Annotated in this window: 18 protein-coding genes; 10 read left to right on the top strand and 8 right to left on the bottom strand. The window is 40.8% G+C overall.

Features of this window, described 5'->3' with window-relative positions:
• Positions 1–73 precede the first annotated feature (73 nt).
• The 5 genes from ACAY00_RS05140 to yaaA all read right to left on the bottom strand — a co-directional run bounded on the left by ACAY00_RS05140 (position 74) and on the right by yaaA (position 6060).
• Positions 74–1165, bottom strand: coding sequence for a TRAP transporter substrate-binding protein (locus ACAY00_RS05140; RefSeq protein ID WP_371378164.1), 1092 nt, complete (start codon positions 1163–1165; stop codon positions 74–76).
• 23 nt (positions 1166–1188) lie between these two features.
• Positions 1189–2556, bottom strand: coding sequence for a TRAP transporter large permease subunit (locus ACAY00_RS05135; protein WP_371378160.1), 1368 nt, complete (start codon positions 2554–2556; stop codon positions 1189–1191).
• Positions 2556–3065, bottom strand: coding sequence for a TRAP transporter small permease subunit (locus ACAY00_RS05130; RefSeq protein ID WP_371378157.1), 510 nt, complete (start codon positions 3063–3065; stop codon positions 2556–2558). Before ACAY00_RS05130 ends, ACAY00_RS05135 begins: the two co-directional genes overlap by 1 nt.
• Before the next feature lie 422 nt (positions 3066–3487).
• Positions 3488–3976 carry a MarR family winged helix-turn-helix transcriptional regulator gene (locus ACAY00_RS05125; RefSeq protein ID WP_371378154.1) on the bottom strand — a complete coding sequence of 163 codons (489 nt, stop codon included), beginning with the start codon at positions 3974–3976 and terminating at the stop codon, positions 3488–3490.
• Between the two features lie 1310 nt (positions 3977–5286).
• The gene (gene yaaA, locus ACAY00_RS05120; RefSeq protein WP_371378151.1) at positions 5287–6060 is read right to left on the bottom strand and encodes a peroxide stress protein YaaA; all 774 of its coding nucleotides are present in this window, start codon (positions 6058–6060) and stop codon (positions 5287–5289) included.
• 210 nt (positions 6061–6270) lie between these two features.
• Here yaaA and tal point away from each other — a divergent pair, with 210 nt between their 5' ends.
• From tal to ACAY00_RS05100, 4 genes are all read left to right on the top strand, one after another.
• Entirely contained in the window at positions 6271–7224 is a 954-nt protein-coding gene (tal, locus tag ACAY00_RS05115; protein WP_371378148.1) for a transaldolase, read from the top strand.
• A gap of 163 nt (positions 7225–7387) precedes the next feature.
• Positions 7388–7558 carry a DUF3545 family protein gene (locus ACAY00_RS05110; RefSeq protein ID WP_371378145.1) on the top strand — a complete coding sequence of 57 codons (171 nt, stop codon included), beginning with the start codon at positions 7388–7390 and terminating at the stop codon, positions 7556–7558.
• A 123-nt stretch (positions 7559–7681) separates the two neighbouring features.
• Entirely contained in the window at positions 7682–8332 is a 651-nt protein-coding gene (gene trhA, locus ACAY00_RS05105; protein ID WP_371378143.1) for a PAQR family membrane homeostasis protein TrhA, read from the top strand.
• 165 nt (positions 8333–8497) lie between these two features.
• Positions 8498–9568 carry a ketoacyl-ACP synthase III gene (locus ACAY00_RS05100; RefSeq protein ID WP_371378140.1) on the top strand — a complete coding sequence of 357 codons (1071 nt, stop codon included), beginning with the start codon at positions 8498–8500 and terminating at the stop codon, positions 9566–9568.
• A gap of 70 nt (positions 9569–9638) precedes the next feature.
• On the opposite strand, the gene ACAY00_RS05095 is transcribed toward ACAY00_RS05100, so the two are convergent.
• Genes ACAY00_RS05095 through ACAY00_RS05085 form a run of 3 tightly spaced genes read right to left on the bottom strand, consistent with a single transcriptional unit; the run spans position 9639 to position 13748 of the window.
• A complete protein-coding gene (locus ACAY00_RS05095; RefSeq protein ID WP_371378137.1) occupies positions 9639–10646 on the bottom strand; it encodes an ABC transporter permease in 1008 nt (335 codons plus the stop codon).
• A gap of 4 nt (positions 10647–10650) precedes the next feature.
• On the bottom strand, positions 10651–11550 hold the full coding sequence (locus ACAY00_RS05090; protein WP_371378135.1) for an ABC transporter ATP-binding protein: 900 nt from the start codon (positions 11548–11550) through the stop codon (positions 10651–10653).
• Positions 11550–13748 carry a GNAT family N-acetyltransferase gene (locus ACAY00_RS05085; RefSeq protein ID WP_371378132.1) on the bottom strand — a complete coding sequence of 733 codons (2199 nt, stop codon included), beginning with the start codon at positions 13746–13748 and terminating at the stop codon, positions 11550–11552. The genes ACAY00_RS05090 and ACAY00_RS05085 overlap by 1 nt, the downstream gene beginning before the upstream one ends.
• A gap of 247 nt (positions 13749–13995) precedes the next feature.
• Between ACAY00_RS05085 and ACAY00_RS05080 the strand changes: the two genes are divergently transcribed.
• Genes ACAY00_RS05080 through ACAY00_RS05055 form a run of 6 tightly spaced genes read left to right on the top strand, consistent with a single transcriptional unit; the run spans position 13996 to position 18517 of the window.
• Positions 13996–14163 carry a periplasmic nitrate reductase, NapE protein gene (locus ACAY00_RS05080; protein WP_371378129.1) on the top strand — a complete coding sequence of 56 codons (168 nt, stop codon included), beginning with the start codon at positions 13996–13998 and terminating at the stop codon, positions 14161–14163.
• A gap of 3 nt (positions 14164–14166) precedes the next feature.
• Complete coding sequence (napF, locus tag ACAY00_RS05075) at positions 14167–14682, top strand: ferredoxin-type protein NapF (RefSeq protein ID WP_371378126.1); 516 nt, start codon at positions 14167–14169, stop codon at positions 14680–14682.
• Complete coding sequence (locus tag ACAY00_RS05070; RefSeq protein ID WP_371378123.1) at positions 14679–14939, top strand: chaperone NapD; 261 nt, start codon at positions 14679–14681, stop codon at positions 14937–14939. Before napF ends, ACAY00_RS05070 begins: the two co-directional genes overlap by 4 nt.
• A 2-nt stretch (positions 14940–14941) precedes the next feature.
• Complete coding sequence (gene napA / locus ACAY00_RS05065) at positions 14942–17440, top strand: nitrate reductase catalytic subunit NapA (RefSeq protein WP_371378121.1); 2499 nt, start codon at positions 14942–14944, stop codon at positions 17438–17440.
• 10 nt (positions 17441–17450) lie between these two features.
• Positions 17451–17924: a nitrate reductase cytochrome c-type subunit gene (locus ACAY00_RS05060; protein WP_371378119.1), complete on the top strand. Its 474-nt coding sequence runs from the start codon at positions 17451–17453 to the stop codon at positions 17922–17924.
• Between the two features lie 11 nt (positions 17925–17935).
• Positions 17936–18517, top strand: a complete 582-nt coding sequence (locus tag ACAY00_RS05055) for a NapC/NirT family cytochrome c (protein ID WP_371379574.1) — start codon at positions 17936–17938, stop codon at positions 18515–18517.
• Positions 18518–18661: the final 144 nt, after the last annotated feature.

The raw sequence follows: 18661 nt of genomic DNA, 5'->3' as shown, positions 1-18661 counted from the left end.
TATTTTTCGCTATTTTGACCAATAAAAAGCGCCTCATCCCAGTGAAGCGCTTTCACAAAACGGCAAATGAGTACTATCGATTTTCTAAATACGCCTGCTCACTTATCTCATGGTATGAACGGATGGTATCATAAAAGCCTTGATACGATTGCCAAATTTTTGCAACCGTGTTGCTGTTATCATCGATAATCATTTGATTGATCACTTCTTTCGTTATCTGTTTAAACTCACTCATCACCTCAGGAGGGAAATTCTTCACCTGCACATCATACTTTTCGAGCATACGCTTATAATCTTCACTGTTTTTTGCTGCATACACATCTAAAGTATCAGTATGCGCGGCTCGAGCCGCGATTTTAACAATCGCTTGTAAGTCTGCCGGTAACTGGTCAAAAGCTTGTTGGTTAATTAAAAACTCTAAGGTCGCAGAAGGTTCATGCCACCCACTGGCATAGTAATACTTCGCCGCTTGATGAAAACCAAAGGCTAAATCATTGTAAGGTCCAACCCACTCAGCCCCATCAAGAGCGCCACTTTGTAAGGATGAAAAAATCTCACCACCTGGCATATTGACCGGTAATCCACCAGCTTGTTGAAAAACTTCACCACCAATGCCACCAATGCGCATTTTTAAGCCCTGCAAATCAGCTAAAGAATTTACTTCCTTATTAAACCAACCTGCAAACTGCATACCTGTGTTACCACCCGCCAATGGCATAATACCAAAAGGCTTATAAAGTTGTTGCCACAATTCTAAACCGCCACCATAGTGTAACCAAGCATTGGTCTCTTGTGCATTCATACCAAAAGGTACCGCGGTGAAAAATGAGCTCGCTGCCATTTTTCCTTTCCAGTAGTAGGCTGCTGAATGCCCCATTTGAGCACTGCCTGATTGAACTGCGTCAAACACTTCAAAACCGGGTACCAACTCCCCTGCTCCATATACTTTGATGATTAAGCGGCCGTTGCTCATCTCTTTTACATAGTTAGCAAATATCTCAGGCGTTCGACCTAAACCCGGAAAGTTTTTTGGCCATGAGGTTACCAGATTCCACTCAAAGTGTTGTTGCTCACTTGCGGGATTCGTTGTTTGTTTATTATCGCTACAGGCGGATAACAACGAGGCAAAAGCTAAAAATGACATTATTTTTATTGTTTTAATCATATTCGGTTCCAATCTAAGAATTTTTAACGATAAATTGTATGAGGTAACCAAGTCACCAATTGTGGCCAAATAGCCATTGCGCCCATTAACAATAATTGAATAAAGATAAACGGTATTACGCCTTTATAAATTTGCCCAGTACTGACCACTTTATTCGCCACACCTCGTAAATAAAACAAAGCAAAGCCAAAAGGAGGGGTTAAAAACGATGTTTGCAGATTAACCGCAATCATGATCCCAAGCCAAATAGGATCCACGCCCATAACAAACAACACGGGGGCAACAATAGGGACAACGACAAAGGTTATCTCGATAAAATCAAGAATAAAACCTAACAAGAAAATTAAGACCATCACCAATAACATGGCGCCAAAAACACCCCCAGGGATTTGTGAAAAGACATCGAGCATTAGCTCTTCACCACCCAAACCACGAAATACCAAGGAAAACAGACTGGCGGCAATTAAGATAAGAAACACCATAGAGGTTGTTTTAACCGTTTGAGTCATAACCACGTTGAGATTGGTAAGGCTTAACTGACCTTTAAAACTCGCCAATATAAGTGCCCCCATAGCACCTACGCCAGCAGCTTCTGTTGGCGTGGCAAAGCCCGCTAAAATCGAACCTAATACTAAAACAATCAATAACAAAGCCGGTAATAAGGCGGTGATCACTAGGCCCCAATTTAACCGCGTTGGTTGACTTTCGTGCTCTTGAGCCTTGGGCTTTTTTTGCCAAAGTAGGACAATCGAATATAAAGAATATAAAACAACCAGCACCATACCAGGGAGGAACGCACCGGCAAATAAATCGCCTACGGTTAATGTATCTGGATTAAAATTGCCCATATCCAGCTGAGCCTTTTGATACGAATTAGATAATACATCGGCGAGTAATATGAGGGCGATAGAAGGTGGAATAATTTGCCCTAAAGTACCTGTCGCGCAAATTATGCCAGCAGAAAAGTCAGCGCTGTAACCTTTTTTGAGCATACTGGGTAAAGACAATAAGCCCATGGTAACAACCGTTGCGCCAACAATTCCAGTGCTTGCCGCCAATAACATCCCAACAAAAATCACCGACAATGCCAAGCCACCATGAAGACGCCCAAATAACATGGCCATAGTGTTAAGTAAGTTCTCAGCAATCTTCGCTCGTTCTAACACCACCCCCATAAATATAAACAAAGGCACAGCAAGTAAGGTTTGGTTATTTAAGATGCCATACAAACGACTTGGCAAGGCGGATAAGAATGCGGGTTCAAAGACCCCAGAAATCATGCCAATAGCGGCAAAAATAAGCGCAGTTCCAGCCAATGACAAAGCCACAGGATAGCCAAACAATAGGACGACACACACCAGTAGAAACATCAATAAAGCTAAGTATTCCATTACTCGCCCTCTTTACGCTCAATTAAGACCAAAAGATTTCTGCCAATTTCAGCAAGTCCTTGCAAGGTCATGGTGATCACTAAAAGCAAAATCATCGATTTATTTAAATAAACAAATGGTAACCCTCCAGGCTCCTTTGAACCTTCCATGATTTGCCAAGAAACCAGCACATAGTCAAAACTTATCACAAAAATGAACACACATACGGGCAGTAGTAACAACACCGAACCCAATAAATTCACCCAAGCTTTTTGCCGTACAGTGAATTTTTGATAAAAAATATCGACCCGAACATGTTCATCATGTTTTAAGGTAAAAGCAGCTCCCAACATAAAAACTAAAGCATGAAAGTAGAGCACTGACTCTTGCATCGCAATCCAACCGACACTGAAACCATAGCGCAACAAAACAATTAAAAATGTGAGTATCACCACGAATAAAGTAAGCCATGCAATTAATCGCCCGATTAATTCAGTAATCCGATCAATGTGGCTGACTAGCCTAGACAAAAAAGCTTGCAGAATAATGTCCTCTCAATACGCTAACGAATCATGCAAAAGGTAATGGTTAATTTACAGTTGACGTTTTAACTGGCAAAAGCATTATTTTTATAATGAATAGATGACTTTCATTAACCAGTAGATATTGATAACAGATTTAACAAACCATTAAAAGATTGAAAGGATTAAATTTACATATTGAAATAGTCACTGTGTGGCCAAACTTAGCTCGCAAAAGCTAGATAGCTCAGATAGTAATGGGTAAGTATGCCCACAATGGGGTCAGCGAAATCGCGACAGGAGATGAAAAAATGTAAGATAGTAAGTAGCAGAAGGTAATCACTACTTACTATTTGTGGCCAGAGATAACGATTGGCGTTACTTTACGCAGCCATTAAGCCATGTTAAAAATAAGTTATGGTAAAATTGAGTTAGCCAGAGATTTCGGTACTTTTGTCCATCGGGTCAATTTCTAATACAGGTGAAGCATCAATGCCGCTTGCATCCATCATGCTGGCAATTCGTTGCATTGATGATAACAGCAGCGATTGTTCCCACTCTTCTAAACTACAAAATTTTTGAATAAAGCCTTCTTGCAGTAGCTGTGGAGCATTAATTAATAAATTACGCCCCTGTTCGGTTAAAAATAACCCTACACGCCTTTTGTCTTGGGTGCTTCGGATCCGTTCAACTAAACCACGGTTTTCTAATCGGTCAATAATATTGGTAACGGTTGCCGCACTTAAGTTAACTTGCTTAGCAACTTGACTCGCCATAACCCCTTTCACTCTTGCGATCTCTTGCAAAATCAACAACTGTGGGCCTGTTAATCCTGAGGTTTTGTTTAACTGTTTAGAGTGCAAATCAATTGCGCGGATGACTTTTCGAATTGAAATTAAAAGCTCTTCGTATTTTTCCATCGACATTACCAAAGTGAGTTTTTTTCCAGAGGATAACATAAAAGATAGCTTTCGGTGACCAGATAATTTTACAAAATGACCTAAGTCCACATAAAAATATGGGTTGCCGATTAATTTAGGGGCAAAAAAATAGAGATGGCAGTAATCAGTTTAAAAGGAGTTCACTCCAAAAGCACCCAAACTATTCGGCGGCTTGAATGAGTAAACAAGCTTTAAAAACGAAGTCACATGAAGGTGCAGTTGGAGCAAAATTCATTATAAAAGAACACATTAACGATTAATCTTTTATAAAACAGTAAAGCCTAGGGCTTGGGCCTAGCCTTTACTGGATTGAGGCGATTGTTATTGGGCTCTTATGATCTGCAAAAAACTTTTAGCTGAGTGCTTTTTTCTTAACCAGCGAGCACAGCGCAAAAGGAAAGCTCAAACCGATAATTAACCAAAAACATACACAACCTAAAATTTTATTTTTTACACTCATACTATTTGCCTTTTCAAGAATATACTTAGTAGTCTAAACATTAGAGCGCAAATATTCAACCCTAAGATAAAAATACAATCCTTGACTTAGGTCACAATAAACACCAAACCACGCCAAACCTATGAAATAAAAGGATTTAAAATAACACCACAGAGTTAACAAATAACCAAAACGAATTTCAACACTAAGTTTAAATCTAAATCAAATCGATAAACTTCAACAATAAAATTTACAATCGTAATGTTTTTTATATTATTCGGATGAAGAAGAGAGCAAATTTATTGCTAAATGCGGGGGACATACCGTTTGTAATAGCTAAGCCGCTTTAGCCACAAAAATAAAACGATAAAAAACACAAACTTAAATGACACCCACCCCAGAACAGACTTACTTTGAACTAAAACTAAAAAATATACCTAGGTAAATTTATAAGAATAATCACTTAGAACTTAAGGCAAATCCCTTAGCCTAAATGCTTAGAGTTGAAAGTTGCACAGTGAAAGTTGCACAGTGAAAGTTGCAAAGTGAAAGTTGCAAAGTGAAAGCACTGCACAGGTTACGATCTCTTCATTGATGCTTTGGGCTTGAAAACAGCAAAGATAAACGCAAAAACGGTCATATCACAACAGAGATACAACCAAGGCCGTTTGATTGGGGTTAACGCTGCATTACAGTGGTGCTATGCATTACAAGGATACTAAAGGGGGAGACAGAAACGAATGTAACAGCGGTCGAATGATTAAAAAAAGAAGGTCCAATATGACAAACATCAGACCTTTATTAATACGTATTGAATAAGGTAAAAGTATTCTACCTTATTCAATATTGTTTAATCTTGTTTGCGGGTAAATACAGGGACAGTTGCCGTTGATAAATCGGCATTATATTGATACCCGTCTAAGTCAAACTGTTTGAGCTGTTCAACACTTGTCAATTGATTTTGAATAATGTATCTGGCCATTAAACCACGCGCTTTTTTGGCATAGAAACTAATCATTTTATATTGACCGTTTTTCCAGTCTTTAAACGCTGGTGTGATGACATTGGCTTGCAGTTGTTTCTTCTTAACCGATTTAAAATACTCATTGGATGCTAAGTTAACTAGAGCATCATCACCTTGGTTGGCGAGTGCCTGATTTACTTTGTCGGTAATAATACCATCCCAGAATTGGTATAAATTGTCACCTCGTTCGTTGGCCAGTTTTGTGCCCATTTCTAAACGATAGGCTTGCATTAAATCTAAGGGTTTTAATAGACCATACAGACCAGACAAAATGACCAGATGTTGCTGAGCAAAAGCGATATCTTTATCATTAAACGAATAAGCATCTAACCCTGAATAAACGTCACCGTTAAAAGCAAACATTGCAGGTCTGGCATTATCTTTGGTAAAAGGCAATTGCCATTCGCTAAACCTAGCCGCATTTAATCCAGCTAATTTATCGCTGATCCCCATTAAAGATGATAAATCCATTGGGGTTAGGGCCTTACAATGCTTTATCAATTCCTGACTGTGTTCAAGTAATTCAGGTTGGGTATATTTTTCGGTTGGAACAGTGGTTTCAAAATCCAAATTTTTTGCAGGAGATACGATTATAAGCATATCATTTACTTAATTCTTAGAAAGTGAGTTTGCCCAACTATACCATAGAAGATAAAAAAGAAACTAGGGGTGCTGATTTTCCAACCATTTTGTTTTACTGAACGCTAAAAATTTCTATTTAAATGATTTTTTCAGTAAAGTTACATTTTATTTATCTTATAATCGTTATACTATCTTGGCATAAAACTCTGAAAAATTAAGGTGACTCTAATGCCCAATCAACTATCTCAGTTAAAAGCAATGACCACAGTTGTTGCAGATACAGGTGATGTCAATGCGATTGCAAAGTACCAACCCATTGATGCTACAACCAACCCTTCTTTACTACTAAAAGCGGCAGATCTTGAAACCTATCAGCCACTTATTGATCAAGCAGTAGCCTGGGCAAAATCGCAATCCGACAACAAAGAGCAACAAGTTATTGATGCTGGTGACAAATTATCGGTTTTAATTGGTAAGCAAATTTTAACCGTTATCCCTGGTCGCATTTCAACCGAAGTGGATTCTCGTTTGTCGTTTGATACCCAAGCAACTATTGCTAAGGCGCAACGTTTAATCGCGCTTTATGAAGAACAAGGTGTTTCAAAAGATCGAATCTTAATTAAAATCGCCTCAACTTGGGAAGGCATTAAAGCCGCAGAAGTACTCGAGAATCAGGGCATTCATTGTAACCTAACGTTATTATTTAGTTTTGCTCAAGCACAAGCATGTGCCGAAGCGAATGTGTACCTGATCTCGCCATTTGTCGGTCGTATTTTAGACTGGTATAAAAAAAGCACTGGCACAGATAACTACCCTGCCGAAGAAGATCCTGGCGTTATCTCTGTTACTAACATCTACAATTACTACAAAAAGTTTGATTACAAGACCGTAGTGATGGGTGCCAGTTTCCGCAACAAAGAAGAAATACTTGAACTTGCCGGTTGTGACCGACTCACCATAAGCCCGGCGTTATTAGCAGAGCTAGAAGCGTCTGAACAAACGGTAGAACAAAAACTTGTTGCTAAAAGCAGTGACGAAGCTCGTCCTCAACCATTAACAGAAAAAGAGTTTCGTTGGTTAATGAATGAAGATGCGATGGCGACTGAAAAGTTAGCCGAAGGTATTCGTGGCTTTACTGTTGACCAAATTAAGCTTGAGAAAAAATTAGCGGAACTGTTATAACCCCCCCTGACAAAGCCTGTTAACAACTGTATAAAAAAGTCGCGATTAGCGGCTTTTTTTATGCCTTTTGAGCAAATTTGTTATAAAAATGTTTATTTTTTTAAATCGGTGTGATATTTAATTGGTGACATTGTTTAGAATGTAAACATAAGGAGTGTTGACCATGGACCCATTTGATAGTTTAGTCGAGCTAATTGAAGGAAAATCTAAGCCTAAAAATAAAAAAGAAAAGCGTAAATGGCGAGAGATTGAACAGTACAAAGAAAAAAAAGAATTAGAACGAGAGCTTGAATTCTATGACGGCTCACTAGAGCACCTCTTAGAAGATTATTAATCACTTACATACACTCAATTGAAACTTTAAAACCTCGGTTCAGCGAGGTTTTTTATTTGAAAAATGATTAAGGAATGGTCATACTGGTCGTACTTGTAAACTCAGAAAATCAGCAAAATATCTATGTCATCAAGCGTTACAGCCCCATCATCTCAAAGCTACTCTTTGCTTGAGGAAATCATTAATTCGATCAGTCATGCCATCGGTGCGTTATTAAGTGTCGCCGCTTTAACCCTAATGATTGTGGTGGCACAAGATGCCTTCGAACTGACCAGTGCTATCGTTTATGGTACCTCATTAGTCGTGCTATTTTTGGCATCAACTTTGTATCATAGTTTTACTCACGCACCTCTAAAAAAAGTATTTAAGCTGTTAGACCATTGCGCCATCTATTTATTGATTGCGGGCACCTACACCCCATTTATGTTGATCAGTTTAAAAGGTGCTTGGGGGTATAGTATCTTGTCTGTGGTTTGGACTCTGGCCATTTTAGGTATTTACTTTAAATTAGTTTACAAACAACGCTTTCCAAAAATTTCATTGCTAACCTATTTAGCTATGGGGTGGATGGTAGTGATTGCTTTCCCGCAAATGATTGCAAATGTTGCAACCGGTGGATTAATTTTATTGGCCAGTGGCGGCGCTGCTTACAGTCTTGGGGCGGTATTCTACGCCATAAAAAAAATCCCATTTAATCATGCGATTTGGCATGTCTTTGTTTTAGCTGGCAGCATATGCCATTTCCTCGCCATTTATCTTTATGTCATGGAATAACAATATTTATCTTTATTTAGTCTTGTAATTGCATCCTAACGCTATAGAATGAAGCCCCATTAACACAGAATAAGAAACGCTTTATTTTATAGTGAGTCATATCAATTGAAGATTTACCCCGCTTACGTTTCTTCTTTTCGATAGATCTCTATTAGGATGTATATAATGCAATACGCTGAAATTACCGGTTGGGGTAAATATACCCCACCTGCTAGATTAACCAATGATGACTTAGCCACTTTCGTCGATACCTCAGACGAATGGATTTCGACCCGAACAGGCATTAAAGAACGTCGAATTTCTCATTTAAGTACCTCAGAAATGGCGGCACATGCGGCCGAGCACGCGTTAGCAAGTGCTGGTTTGCAAGCCAAAGATATTGACTTAATTGTTGTTGCGACCTGCTCAGGCGACAACCTTATTCCAAACACCGCTTCAAAAGTACAAAACCTTTTAGGTACAAATGGTGCCGCATGTTTTGATTTAAATGCTGCCTGCAGTGGTTTTATCTATGCCCTTCAAGCTGCGACCGCACAAGTTCGTTCAGGTATGGCAAAAAAAGCTTTGGTCATTGGCGCCGAAAGAATGAGTTGGTATGTTAACTGGGCGGCACGAGAAACAGCGGTGTTATTTGGTGACGGTGCTGGGGCTGTGATTCTTGAAGCGAGTGACCAAGAATGTGGTATGTTAGAGTCATACGCAGGTTGTGATTCTTCTGCTCAAGAAATTTTAAGCGTAAGCGGCTTTGGTAGTAATATTGATCGATACAATACCGACTTGAGCCAGTTAACCATCGATTTTGTTGGCCCAGAAATATTTAAACGTGCGGTAAAAGGTATGGGCAAGGCCACCGAAGTTGTTTTACAAAATGCCAACTTATCGGTTGAAGACGTAAACTTATTGATCCCACATCAAGCCAACCTTCGCATCATTGGTACTTTACAAACAAAGTTAAAATTAACCGATGAACAATGCATGGTGAATATTCAAAATTACGGTAATACATCGGCAGCCACCATTCCGATGGCTCTGTGTGAAGCGCTTGAGCAAGGTAAGATTCAACCAGGCAATAATATTATGTCTGCTGCCTTTGGTGCGGGTCTTACGGTTGCCGCAAGTTACATCAAATGGGGTCAGCGCGTTACTCCAATTCAACCGTACCAACCTCAAGGTCAAGACAGTAATCAAAGTGCACTTGAGCTATTAAAAACAGCGATTGAGCACACTAAAAAATAATATCTGTTCGATAAAGTAAAAAGGATCTGTTTACAGATCCTTTTTTGTTTCTTTAAAGGAATAATTCAGCTTACCTATCACCATCCCAACTGAATAATTTAGCACTCAGTAATAAGCACACCAACGTCATCACAACCAACACCCACAGATGGTATTGCAAATCAGCTAACGAAGCCCCTTCAGTAATTATTTGTCGGGCCGCACTAACAATATGGGTTAAAGGAAATATGTCGGCAAATTGTTTAACAATATCGGGGGCGCCTTCCAATGAAAACCATACACCAGAGAGCAACATCATCGGCCAAGTTGCCATGTTTAATAAGCCACCAACAAGCTCTTGCGACTTACTGCGAGTTGAAATTAATACCCCCAAACTTATCAAGCTCATCGCTCCAATAAGCGCGACAATAAATAAATCAAAATAACTGCCAAGCATAATAAAATCGAACAGTAGGTTACATCCCGTGTAAACCACTATTAACATGAACAGGACGATAAAAAGTCTGGATATAAGCTGAGCACTGACAAATTCAAACGCGGTCAATGGGGTGGCTTTAAGGCGTTTTAATACCGAGTTTTTCCGATAGCGAACAATCACATAGCCAACCCCAAATAAGCAACTAAACATCATGTTCATACCAAAGATACCCGGTAAAACCCAATCAATATAACGAATCGCCCTACCGGTGGTGATTTGACGGCCATAACCATCTTGCCAAGACAAAAATATTTTTTCTATTAGGTAACTATTGGCCGATTTTTCATTAACCCAGTATTGGCGACTATCATGGTCGACAATCATATCAATTTGATGGTGCTCTAACTTAAGCATCGCGTCATTTACTTGGGTATAGGACACAAAGTCGATGTATTTTGTTTGCTCAAAATTGTGTTTAATGGATGTATGATTAACAACCCCGACCTTATACACTGAGCGTCCATCACCTGAAAACACCAATGAAAAAATCGCCAACAAGATAACTGGAAACACAATATTCCAAGCCAGAGAGGACTTATCGCGAAAGAATTCGATATTACGAGCTTTTACGACCGCTAAGAAGCGTGAGATTTGAAACACAGCATTACCCTCTAAGTGAATGTCCTGTCAGTTTTAAAAATAAATCATCTAAGTTTGCCGACTTAACCGATAACCCAGTTAAAGAAATATTTAACTCGATTAATTCCCTCAAAGTGGCCTCTACATTATTGGTTAATATCTCCACTTGCTGATTAACCACTTGCCAACCTTTTTGCTTCATTAACTGTGGGTTGATATTCGCCTTTGGGATAAACATAAACACCTCGCTAAAATGTCGCGCAAGCATCGCTTTGGGCGAGCCCTGTTCGATAATGTTGCCTTTGTCCATGATCACTATGTCATCACATAATTGTTGTGCTTCATCCATATAATGGGTGGTTAAAATGATGGTTTTGCCCTTGGCTTTTATGTTTTCAATCAATGCCCAAAAATGACGTCTGGACTGAGGATCAAGACCCGTGGTGGGTTCATCCAAAAATATGATCTGTGGGTCGTTAATTAACGCTAATGCCAACAGTAAGCGTTGGCGCTGACCACCTGAAAGTAGACGGTTATCCCGATTGGCAAATTCCGCTAAATCACAAAGTTCAATAAGCTGGTCAATGGCTATGCTTTGTTGATAAAACGAGGCAAACAAGGTCAACGTTTCTGTAACCGTTAAGTAATCTTGTAATGCGGTATGCTGAAATTGGATGCCAATTAATTGATTTATCTGCTGCTCCCCTTGGGTATGATATATCACTTCACCAAAGGATGGCTTGATAATACCTTCCATGATTTCAATGGTGGTCGTCTTCCCCGCACCGTTAGGCCCTAACAAGCCAAAGCAGTGGCCTTGTTGAACCTCAAACGAAACATTATCTACGGCCTTGACGACTTGCTTTTGAGCACTTTGTTTATCGCGAAAATGCTTTTGTAACTGCCTTACTTCAATGATTGCCATTAGGTGCCCTTTCCTTGCTCATATTGGCTAAAATACAAGCGCTTTATGCTTTGTTTAAGCTGCTGGGTTACGGCCTTTTTACCGGTTAAGTGAAATTCTTGAACTAATTGTTCAACCGAATGTTGTTGAAGCAGCTTTCGTACCAATATATTGATATCACAGTCGTCTTGTTCGAGTGTATTCGTCTGCAGAAAATGAACCAACCAACGCTTTAATTTGGGTGCACAACACGAAAATTGACGATGACCATCAATAAAATCGACTACTGCCTGAGTATCTCTAGCCGGTGTTCGAGCAACGAGTTCCGATGTTGAATATAATAGGGTCACTAAATCAGGGGCTAAAAAAGCAAACTCATCACTGATGTAATAATCTAAGTCTTGATAAAACTGGCCACAAAGCTCTGTCACCACCGTTTGAGCTTTGGTGTGTAACGGCTTTAATACCAACGCGGAGTGCTCACCACTGGCTGCATCTTTTTGAAAACCAAGACGAGCCAATTTAAAATCATTTTTGAGCCAAAAAGAAACTAATGCTCGATTGGCGCCAAAACTGGCACTAACAAAGTCCCCATGTTGAGCACTTGCCCAGTGACTTATATAATGTAAAAACTGACTGCCTAGCTGTTGCTGCTGTAACGTATCTGCAATGGCAATTCGCACAACTCGATAATATTGCTGTTCAAACGCCGATTTATAACCGACATGAGTCAGCAAAGACTGTGGGGTAAAGTGGCCTTTTACTCGACGCTTTCCTTGTTTTATTAAAGTAGCTAATTTCGGCTCGACTCCCCCCTCTTTTAACACCAAGGCAACGCCAACGCAGGTATCATCATTGAGCGCACAATGAATACTTACCATCGGGTCGTCTAGCAACATCTTTAAATCGCTGGGTTTGGTTTGATAGTGGGCAAATACCAATAACGAAAAGACCTCGGATAACCGTTTATCATCGGTTGCTAGTTCACTTGCATCAAGTTCTTTAAATGACAGCTTCGTTAGTGAATGGGTTTCATTGAGCTGCGGCATTTGAGCATTTAGGGCAAAAGCCGTAAAAGTTAATTGCTCGAGTGGATCGTATTCATTCCAGCGCACCGGCTGGTTTATATGGAACTGATTAAAATTGGGGTATTGCTGAGATAATTCTTTAATGAATTTAGTACTAAAGCCCCGCCCAGCGCCTTCATAGCCATGCACGGTTGAGACAAAAACCAAACGATGAAATTGTTTATTTATCGCACGTAGAATCGGTAAAGGAAAACCTGCCGCTTCATCCACCATCAATAAATGGCATGCTTCATGACTTTGCAACAAAGCATCTATTGGCACATAACGAACGCTGCTGGTTCGGTGTTTCACCCTGTTTTTTTCATGTATTGCATCGGGTAAAAGTTGCTTTAAATGAGCAAAAAACACCGACAACGACTGTTGGTGCATACTAGTGATGAGAATGTTTTTATGCTCGATCTTAAGCAAATTAGCAACCGCAAACGCCAAAGCTGTCGACTTTCCTCGACCTCTATCAGCAGTAATAACCAATGGCCTATCACGGTGCCCAGTTACCACTTTAGTAATATGTTCAACCCCAAGCTGTTGTTCTTGGGTGAGCGCAATTGTGGTCGATGCGGGCGTTGAATCTTGCTCTCTTGAAGATAAAATCTGACACCAAGGGATTAACGTGTGGGTTAGGTAATCTTGGCACTCAATCCTTGTTTTTTTAGATCCCTCTTTCCCTTGCTCATGGGTTAACAAGATAACTTCGCCATCCGCTGTGCCAAGACGAATGAGGCGTTGTAAAAAAGCACTCTGTTCAACTTCTAATCGGTCTAAAAACAACCACGCACCACCACCTGCCTTAACGGTTCCGGTTAAGGCTGCAAACGCATCTGGATGAAAACCTTGCTCGCCATGAAACAGTAGAAAATCATATTCACGCCCTAAAAAGTGTCTAAAGTTAACATTATTAGCCAAGTGCACATGGGGGGAAATAGGCTGTTGTGAATTCACTTGCACGATATTTTTAGGCTGGTTTTTCAACGCTTTTTTTTGCGACTCTTGATAGTTCAAAACCTGTATCTTAGGCTGGTTTTGCAAATACCCTAAAATGGCGTCATGGTATTGTTTTAACGCCTCAGATGTGCCAACAAAAATGGTTAGCTTGCGGTGTCGTTGCTCTGTCAGTTGTCGTGCAAAGTGCATAGTTATGGTTATTATTCAAATATTTTATCGATAGTTTATCAAAGAATTGCCTACTTGTATTTGTCTAAGGTTGATCTTTATAAGCTCTGCCTTTAACTACATAGCCCCATTTTTTGACTACGATTTCTGTCGCAATCGCGGTAAATATTAAGCTCTAGCTCGACTTAATAAATTTGCTACTGTGCAATAAGCAAGCATCAAAATTGCATCTATACTTAGTGATAAGCTGATTAACGTGGATGGCATAATGAAAGAAAGTGACGATCTTAAACCGACAAAAAAAGACGAACTTAACATCTTCTTGTTTATCACCATTTTATTAGGCCCTCTCTTATCTGTTGTTATTGTTGGTGGCATTGGATTCACAATATGGATGAGCCAGGTACTATTTTTTGGCCCTCCTACGGGAGGTTAACTGATGTCTTCAACGCCAGAGCCTATTAATCATGGTCGGCGCCGTTTTTTAACAGCCAAAGCCTATAAAAATCACACCATTCACCGCCTGCCATGGGTAGTTAGTGAGCAACGCTTTTTAGATGCGTGTACGCAATGCGGTGATTGTATTTCAGCATGCGAACAAAACATCATTGAACGTGATGCTAAAGGCATGCCCTTTGTTAATTTTAACCAAAACGAATGCACTTTTTGTCAACAATGTGTGGATGTATGCCAACAAGACTTTTTTCGCGAGGTCACTGAAAAGGCATGGTTTAGTCAGCTCAATATCAAAGATAACTGCTTGGCCAAAAGTGATATTTATTGCCAAAGTTGTCGCGATGTCTGCGACAGTGCAGCGATATCATTTACTTTCTCTCAAGGGCCAATCCCTAAACCACAGATTAACCAAGCAGCATGCACCGCCTGTGGTGCTTGCATTAGTACCTGTCCTAATGATTCCACCGAGCTGATCCAGCTTGTTGAGGTAACACCATGAATTCACATCAAGAATACCATGTCGCAAGCTTTATCGCGCAAGTTGATCCAAACCAGTCAGATGCCGTTAAAGCCTGCATTAATGACATTCCCGGTGCCGAAATTCACGCCGAAAGTGCGACTGGCAAAATTGTTTTTACCCTTGAGGGTAGCCACCAACACGAAATTGGCCACAGGGCCGACCAATTAAAATACAAACCCGGCATGCTTACCCTGTGTCCGGTTTATCACCAATATATCGATGAATCATCGGAGTAACTATGAAATTGAACAGACGAGCATTTATTAAGGCTAATGCCGTTGCAATGGCCGCGACCGCCGCCGGTGTTGCTATCCCCGCTGTAGCGTCCAATGTGATCACTAGTTCGGAGTTTACCAATCTAAAATGGGACAAAGCCCCATGCAGATTTTGTGGCACAGGGTGTTCAATCAATGTCGCGACCATGGACAATAAAGTAGTCGCTACCCACGGCGATATAAAATCACCGGTAAATCGTGGCCTTAATTGTGTTAAAGGCTATTTTCTTTCAAAAATAATGTACGGCAAAGACAGGTTAACCCAGCCGTTATTACGAATGTCGAATGGTCAATACGACAAAAATGGTGATTTTACCCCCATAAGCTGGGACCAAGCTTTTGATATTATGGCTGAAAAAGCCAAACAGACGCTCAATGATGTTGGCCCAACAGGTGTCGGTATGTTTGGATCAGGACAGTGGACAGTGCATGAGGGCTATGCCGCCGCTAAGCTATTTAAAGCGGGGCTTCGTTCAAATAATATTGACCCTAATGCCCGCCATTGTATGGCGTCTGCGGTCGTTGGTTTTATGCGCACCTTTGGTATTGATGAACCAATGGGTTGTTACGATGATATTGAAGCAGCCGATGCCTTTGTCTTGTGGGGTTCGAATATGGCTGAAATGCACCCCATTTTATGGACACGTATAACCGATCGCCGCTTAAGTAATCCACATGTGAAAGTCGCGGTGCTGTCAACTTTTGAGCATCGCAGTTTTGAGTTGGCTGACAACCCGATGATCTTTACCCCTCAAACGGACTTGGCCATTCTTAATTATATCGCTCATTACATTATCTCTACTGACCGAGTAAACACCGATTTTGTTAATAAAAATACTAAGTTTCGCCTTGGCAATGACGATATTGGCTATGGCTTACGCCCTGAACACCCGCTTGAGCAAAAGGCCAAAAATAGCGGCAGCACCGCCGGTGGCTCAAGTGCGATGGACTTTAATCAGTTTAAAAAGTTTGTCAGTCGTTACACCGCAAAATACGTTGCTGAACTTTCTGGGGTGCCCGAGCAAAAACTCAAAGCGTTAGCCGAAATGTATGCCGATCCAAATGTTAAAGTAACCTCCTATTGGACCATGGGATTTAACCAGCATACGCGTGGAGTGTGGGCTAACAATCTGGTGTATAATATTCACTTGCTCACCGGTAAAATTTCGACCCCAGGCAACAGCCCGTTCTCTCTAACCGGGCAACCCTCGGCTTGTGGCACCGCTCGTGAAGTTGGTACATTTGCTCACCGCCTCCCGGCAGACATGGTCGTGACCAACCCCAAGCACCGAGAAATGGCGGAAAAAATTTGGAAGCTGCCCTCAGGTACGATTCCACCAAAACCGGGCTATCACGCGGTCTTGCAAAACCGAATGCTAAAAGATGGCAAACTCAATTTTTATTGGGTGCAATGTAATAACAATATGCAAGCGGCGGCCAATATGAATGAAGAAGGGTTGCCAGGTTATCGTAACCCGAAAAACTTTATCGTCGTCTCAGACCCTTACCCAACGGTTACGGCGCAAGCAGCCGATTTGATTTTACCTACCGCGATGTGGGTTGAAAAAGAAGGGGTTTATGGCAATGCGGAACGACGGACTCAAGCTTGGTATCAACAAGTTTCACCACCTGAAGGCGCCCGTTCAGATTTATGGCAATTAGTCGAGTTTTCAAAACGCTTCAACATTGAAGATGTTTGGGATGAAGAGTTACTGGCAAAAATGCCTGAATATCGAGGTAAAACACTCTATCAAGTATTGTATGAAAACGGTCAAGTAAACCAGTTCCCATTATCAGAGATTCCCGACGAACAACTCAACGATGATGCCCGCCATTTTGGTTTTTATCTGCAAAAAGGTTTATTTGAAGAATACGCTATCTTTGGCCGTGATCATGGTCATGATTTAGCACCCTACGACGTTTATCACCAAGTACGCGGGCTACGCTGGCCGGTGGTAAATGGCAAAGAAACCTTATGGCGCTTTAATGGCCAACATGATCCGTACGTTAGAGACGGCAAAGACTTTGATTTTTATGGTCATGAAGATGGTAAAGCGATTATCTTCGCTTTGCCCTATGAACCAGCGGCAGAATCGCCAGATGAAGAATACGATTTATGGTTATCGACAGGGCGTGTTTTAGAACATTGGCATTCGGGCTCTATGACGCAAAGGGTACCAGAGCTTTATAAATCAATGCCTGATGCCTTGGTATATATGCATCCAGATGATGCTCAAGCTCGAAATTTACGTCGAGGCGACTTGGTAAAATTAGTTTCTCGTCGTGGTGAAGTCCAGTCACGTGTCGAAACTCGAGGTCGTAATAAACCACCACAAGGCTTGGTATTTATGCCTTGGTTTGACGCCAGCCGTTTGGTTAATAAAGTGACTCTCGATGCTACCGATCCGCTTTCAAAAGAAACGGACTTTAAAAAGTGTGCCGTTAAAATCGTTAAGGTTTAGGAGATCAGTAATGAATAAATATGTCTTAGGTACACTGTTTAGCAGCAGTCTAATCTTGCTGCTCATGACTATTTCGAGTGCCAATGAAATCGCCACCTTAAGAAAGAATACTGAACTCAGTATTCAGCAAAAACCAGAGCAGATCCCAAAAGTGATTAACGACGACATAAAACAAAAACGCAATTATCCTATGCAACCACCGTTGATCCCTCATCACATTCGCAGCTACGAAGTTGATCTTAAAGTGAATAAATGCATGTCCTGTCATGCCCGAAAACGCACTTCAGATTCCAATGCACCTATGGTCAGTGTGACCCATTATATGGACAGAGATGGCAACTTTTTAGCCGAATTATCACCACGTCGTTACTTTTGCAATCAATGCCATGTTACTCAATCGCAGGTCAATCAGCTTGTCGAAAATACCTTTGAAGATATGGACAACATTTTGCAGAAAAAACTTTCCATTAAAAAAGAGCAGTAGGTAGTAGTATGATGAAAAATTTTTTTATTCGGATTTGGAAAGCCCTCACCCGCCCCAGTGTCCACTTTAGCCTTGGTTTTTTAGTCTTAGGTGGTTTTGTTGCGGGTATTATCTTCTGGGGTGGATTTAATACAGCCCTTGAAATGACCAACACAGAAGAGTTTTGTGCAGATTGTCATTGGGAAAATGTATACCAAGAAACCAAGTCCACAATTCACTTTAGTAACCGCTCAGGGGTTCGAGCAACCTGCCCTGCTTGTCATGTTCCACATAAGTGGACGGATAAAATAGCGCGTAAAGTACAGGCATCAAAAGAAGTCTTTGCCCATATCACCGGCGCCATTGATACGAATGAAAAGTTTTACGCTAAACGTCGTGAATTGGCTGAGCATGAATGGGAGCGAATGAAAGCCAATGACTCTTTAGAATGTCGAAATTGCCATAACTTTGATTATATGGACTATACCGCGCAAAGTAATCGAGCCGCGGAACAACATTCCACTGCTTTAGCAAGTGGTGAAAAAACCTGTATAGATTGTCATAAGGGCATCGCTCACCAACTACCCGACATGGAAGGCGTGGAAGGTTGGTAATGAAAAGTTGAAAACTAAGGCTGAAACTTGCTCGTTGAGGATTGCAAGTTTAACGATAAATAAGAATTATTAGCAGCTTTAAAGTCACAAAATCAAAAGCCTGTGAGCGATACACATAGCGCACAGGCTTTTCAACATATTGAG

The organism is Thalassotalea sp. 273M-4 (genome assembly GCF_041410465.1).
Classification (GTDB): Bacteria; Pseudomonadota; Gammaproteobacteria; order Enterobacterales; family Alteromonadaceae; genus Thalassotalea_A; species Thalassotalea_A aquiviva.
Note: the sequence above shows the minus strand (reverse complement) of the source record. Positions and strands in the feature narration are given on the sequence as shown.

Excerpts from the sequence above, each read along its gene's own strand:
- tal (WP_371378148.1), top strand. The coding sequence starts at position 6,271 with ATGCCCAATCAACTATCTCAGTTAAAAGCAATGACCACAGTTGTTGCA.
- ACAY00_RS05090 (WP_371378135.1), bottom strand. The coding sequence starts at position 11,550 with ATGGCAATCATTGAAGTAAGGCAGTTACAAAAGCATTTTCGCGATAAA.
- trhA (WP_371378143.1), top strand. The coding sequence starts at position 7,682 with ATGTCATCAAGCGTTACAGCCCCATCATCTCAAAGCTACTCTTTGCTT.
- napF (WP_371378126.1), top strand. The coding sequence starts at position 14,167 with ATGTCTTCAACGCCAGAGCCTATTAATCATGGTCGGCGCCGTTTTTTA.
- ACAY00_RS05135 (WP_371378160.1), bottom strand. The coding sequence starts at position 2,556 with ATGGAATACTTAGCTTTATTGATGTTTCTACTGGTGTGTGTCGTCCTA.
- ACAY00_RS05070 (WP_371378123.1), top strand. The coding sequence starts at position 14,679 with ATGAATTCACATCAAGAATACCATGTCGCAAGCTTTATCGCGCAAGTT.
- ACAY00_RS05110 (WP_371378145.1), top strand. The coding sequence starts at position 7,388 with ATGGACCCATTTGATAGTTTAGTCGAGCTAATTGAAGGAAAATCTAAG.
- napA (WP_371378121.1), top strand. The coding sequence starts at position 14,942 with ATGAAATTGAACAGACGAGCATTTATTAAGGCTAATGCCGTTGCAATG.
- ACAY00_RS05100 (WP_371378140.1), top strand. The coding sequence starts at position 8,498 with ATGCAATACGCTGAAATTACCGGTTGGGGTAAATATACCCCACCTGCT.
- ACAY00_RS05080 (WP_371378129.1), top strand. The coding sequence starts at position 13,996 with ATGAAAGAAAGTGACGATCTTAAACCGACAAAAAAAGACGAACTTAAC.
- ACAY00_RS05060 (WP_371378119.1), top strand. The coding sequence starts at position 17,451 with ATGAATAAATATGTCTTAGGTACACTGTTTAGCAGCAGTCTAATCTTG.
- ACAY00_RS05085 (WP_371378132.1), bottom strand. The coding sequence starts at position 13,748 with ATGCACTTTGCACGACAACTGACAGAGCAACGACACCGCAAGCTAACC.
- ACAY00_RS05125 (WP_371378154.1), bottom strand. The coding sequence starts at position 3,976 with ATGGAAAAATACGAAGAGCTTTTAATTTCAATTCGAAAAGTCATCCGC.
- ACAY00_RS05140 (WP_371378164.1), bottom strand. The coding sequence starts at position 1,165 with ATGATTAAAACAATAAAAATAATGTCATTTTTAGCTTTTGCCTCGTTG.
- yaaA (WP_371378151.1), bottom strand. The coding sequence starts at position 6,060 with ATGCTTATAATCGTATCTCCTGCAAAAAATTTGGATTTTGAAACCACT.
- ACAY00_RS05055 (WP_371379574.1), top strand. The coding sequence starts at position 17,936 with ATGAAAAATTTTTTTATTCGGATTTGGAAAGCCCTCACCCGCCCCAGT.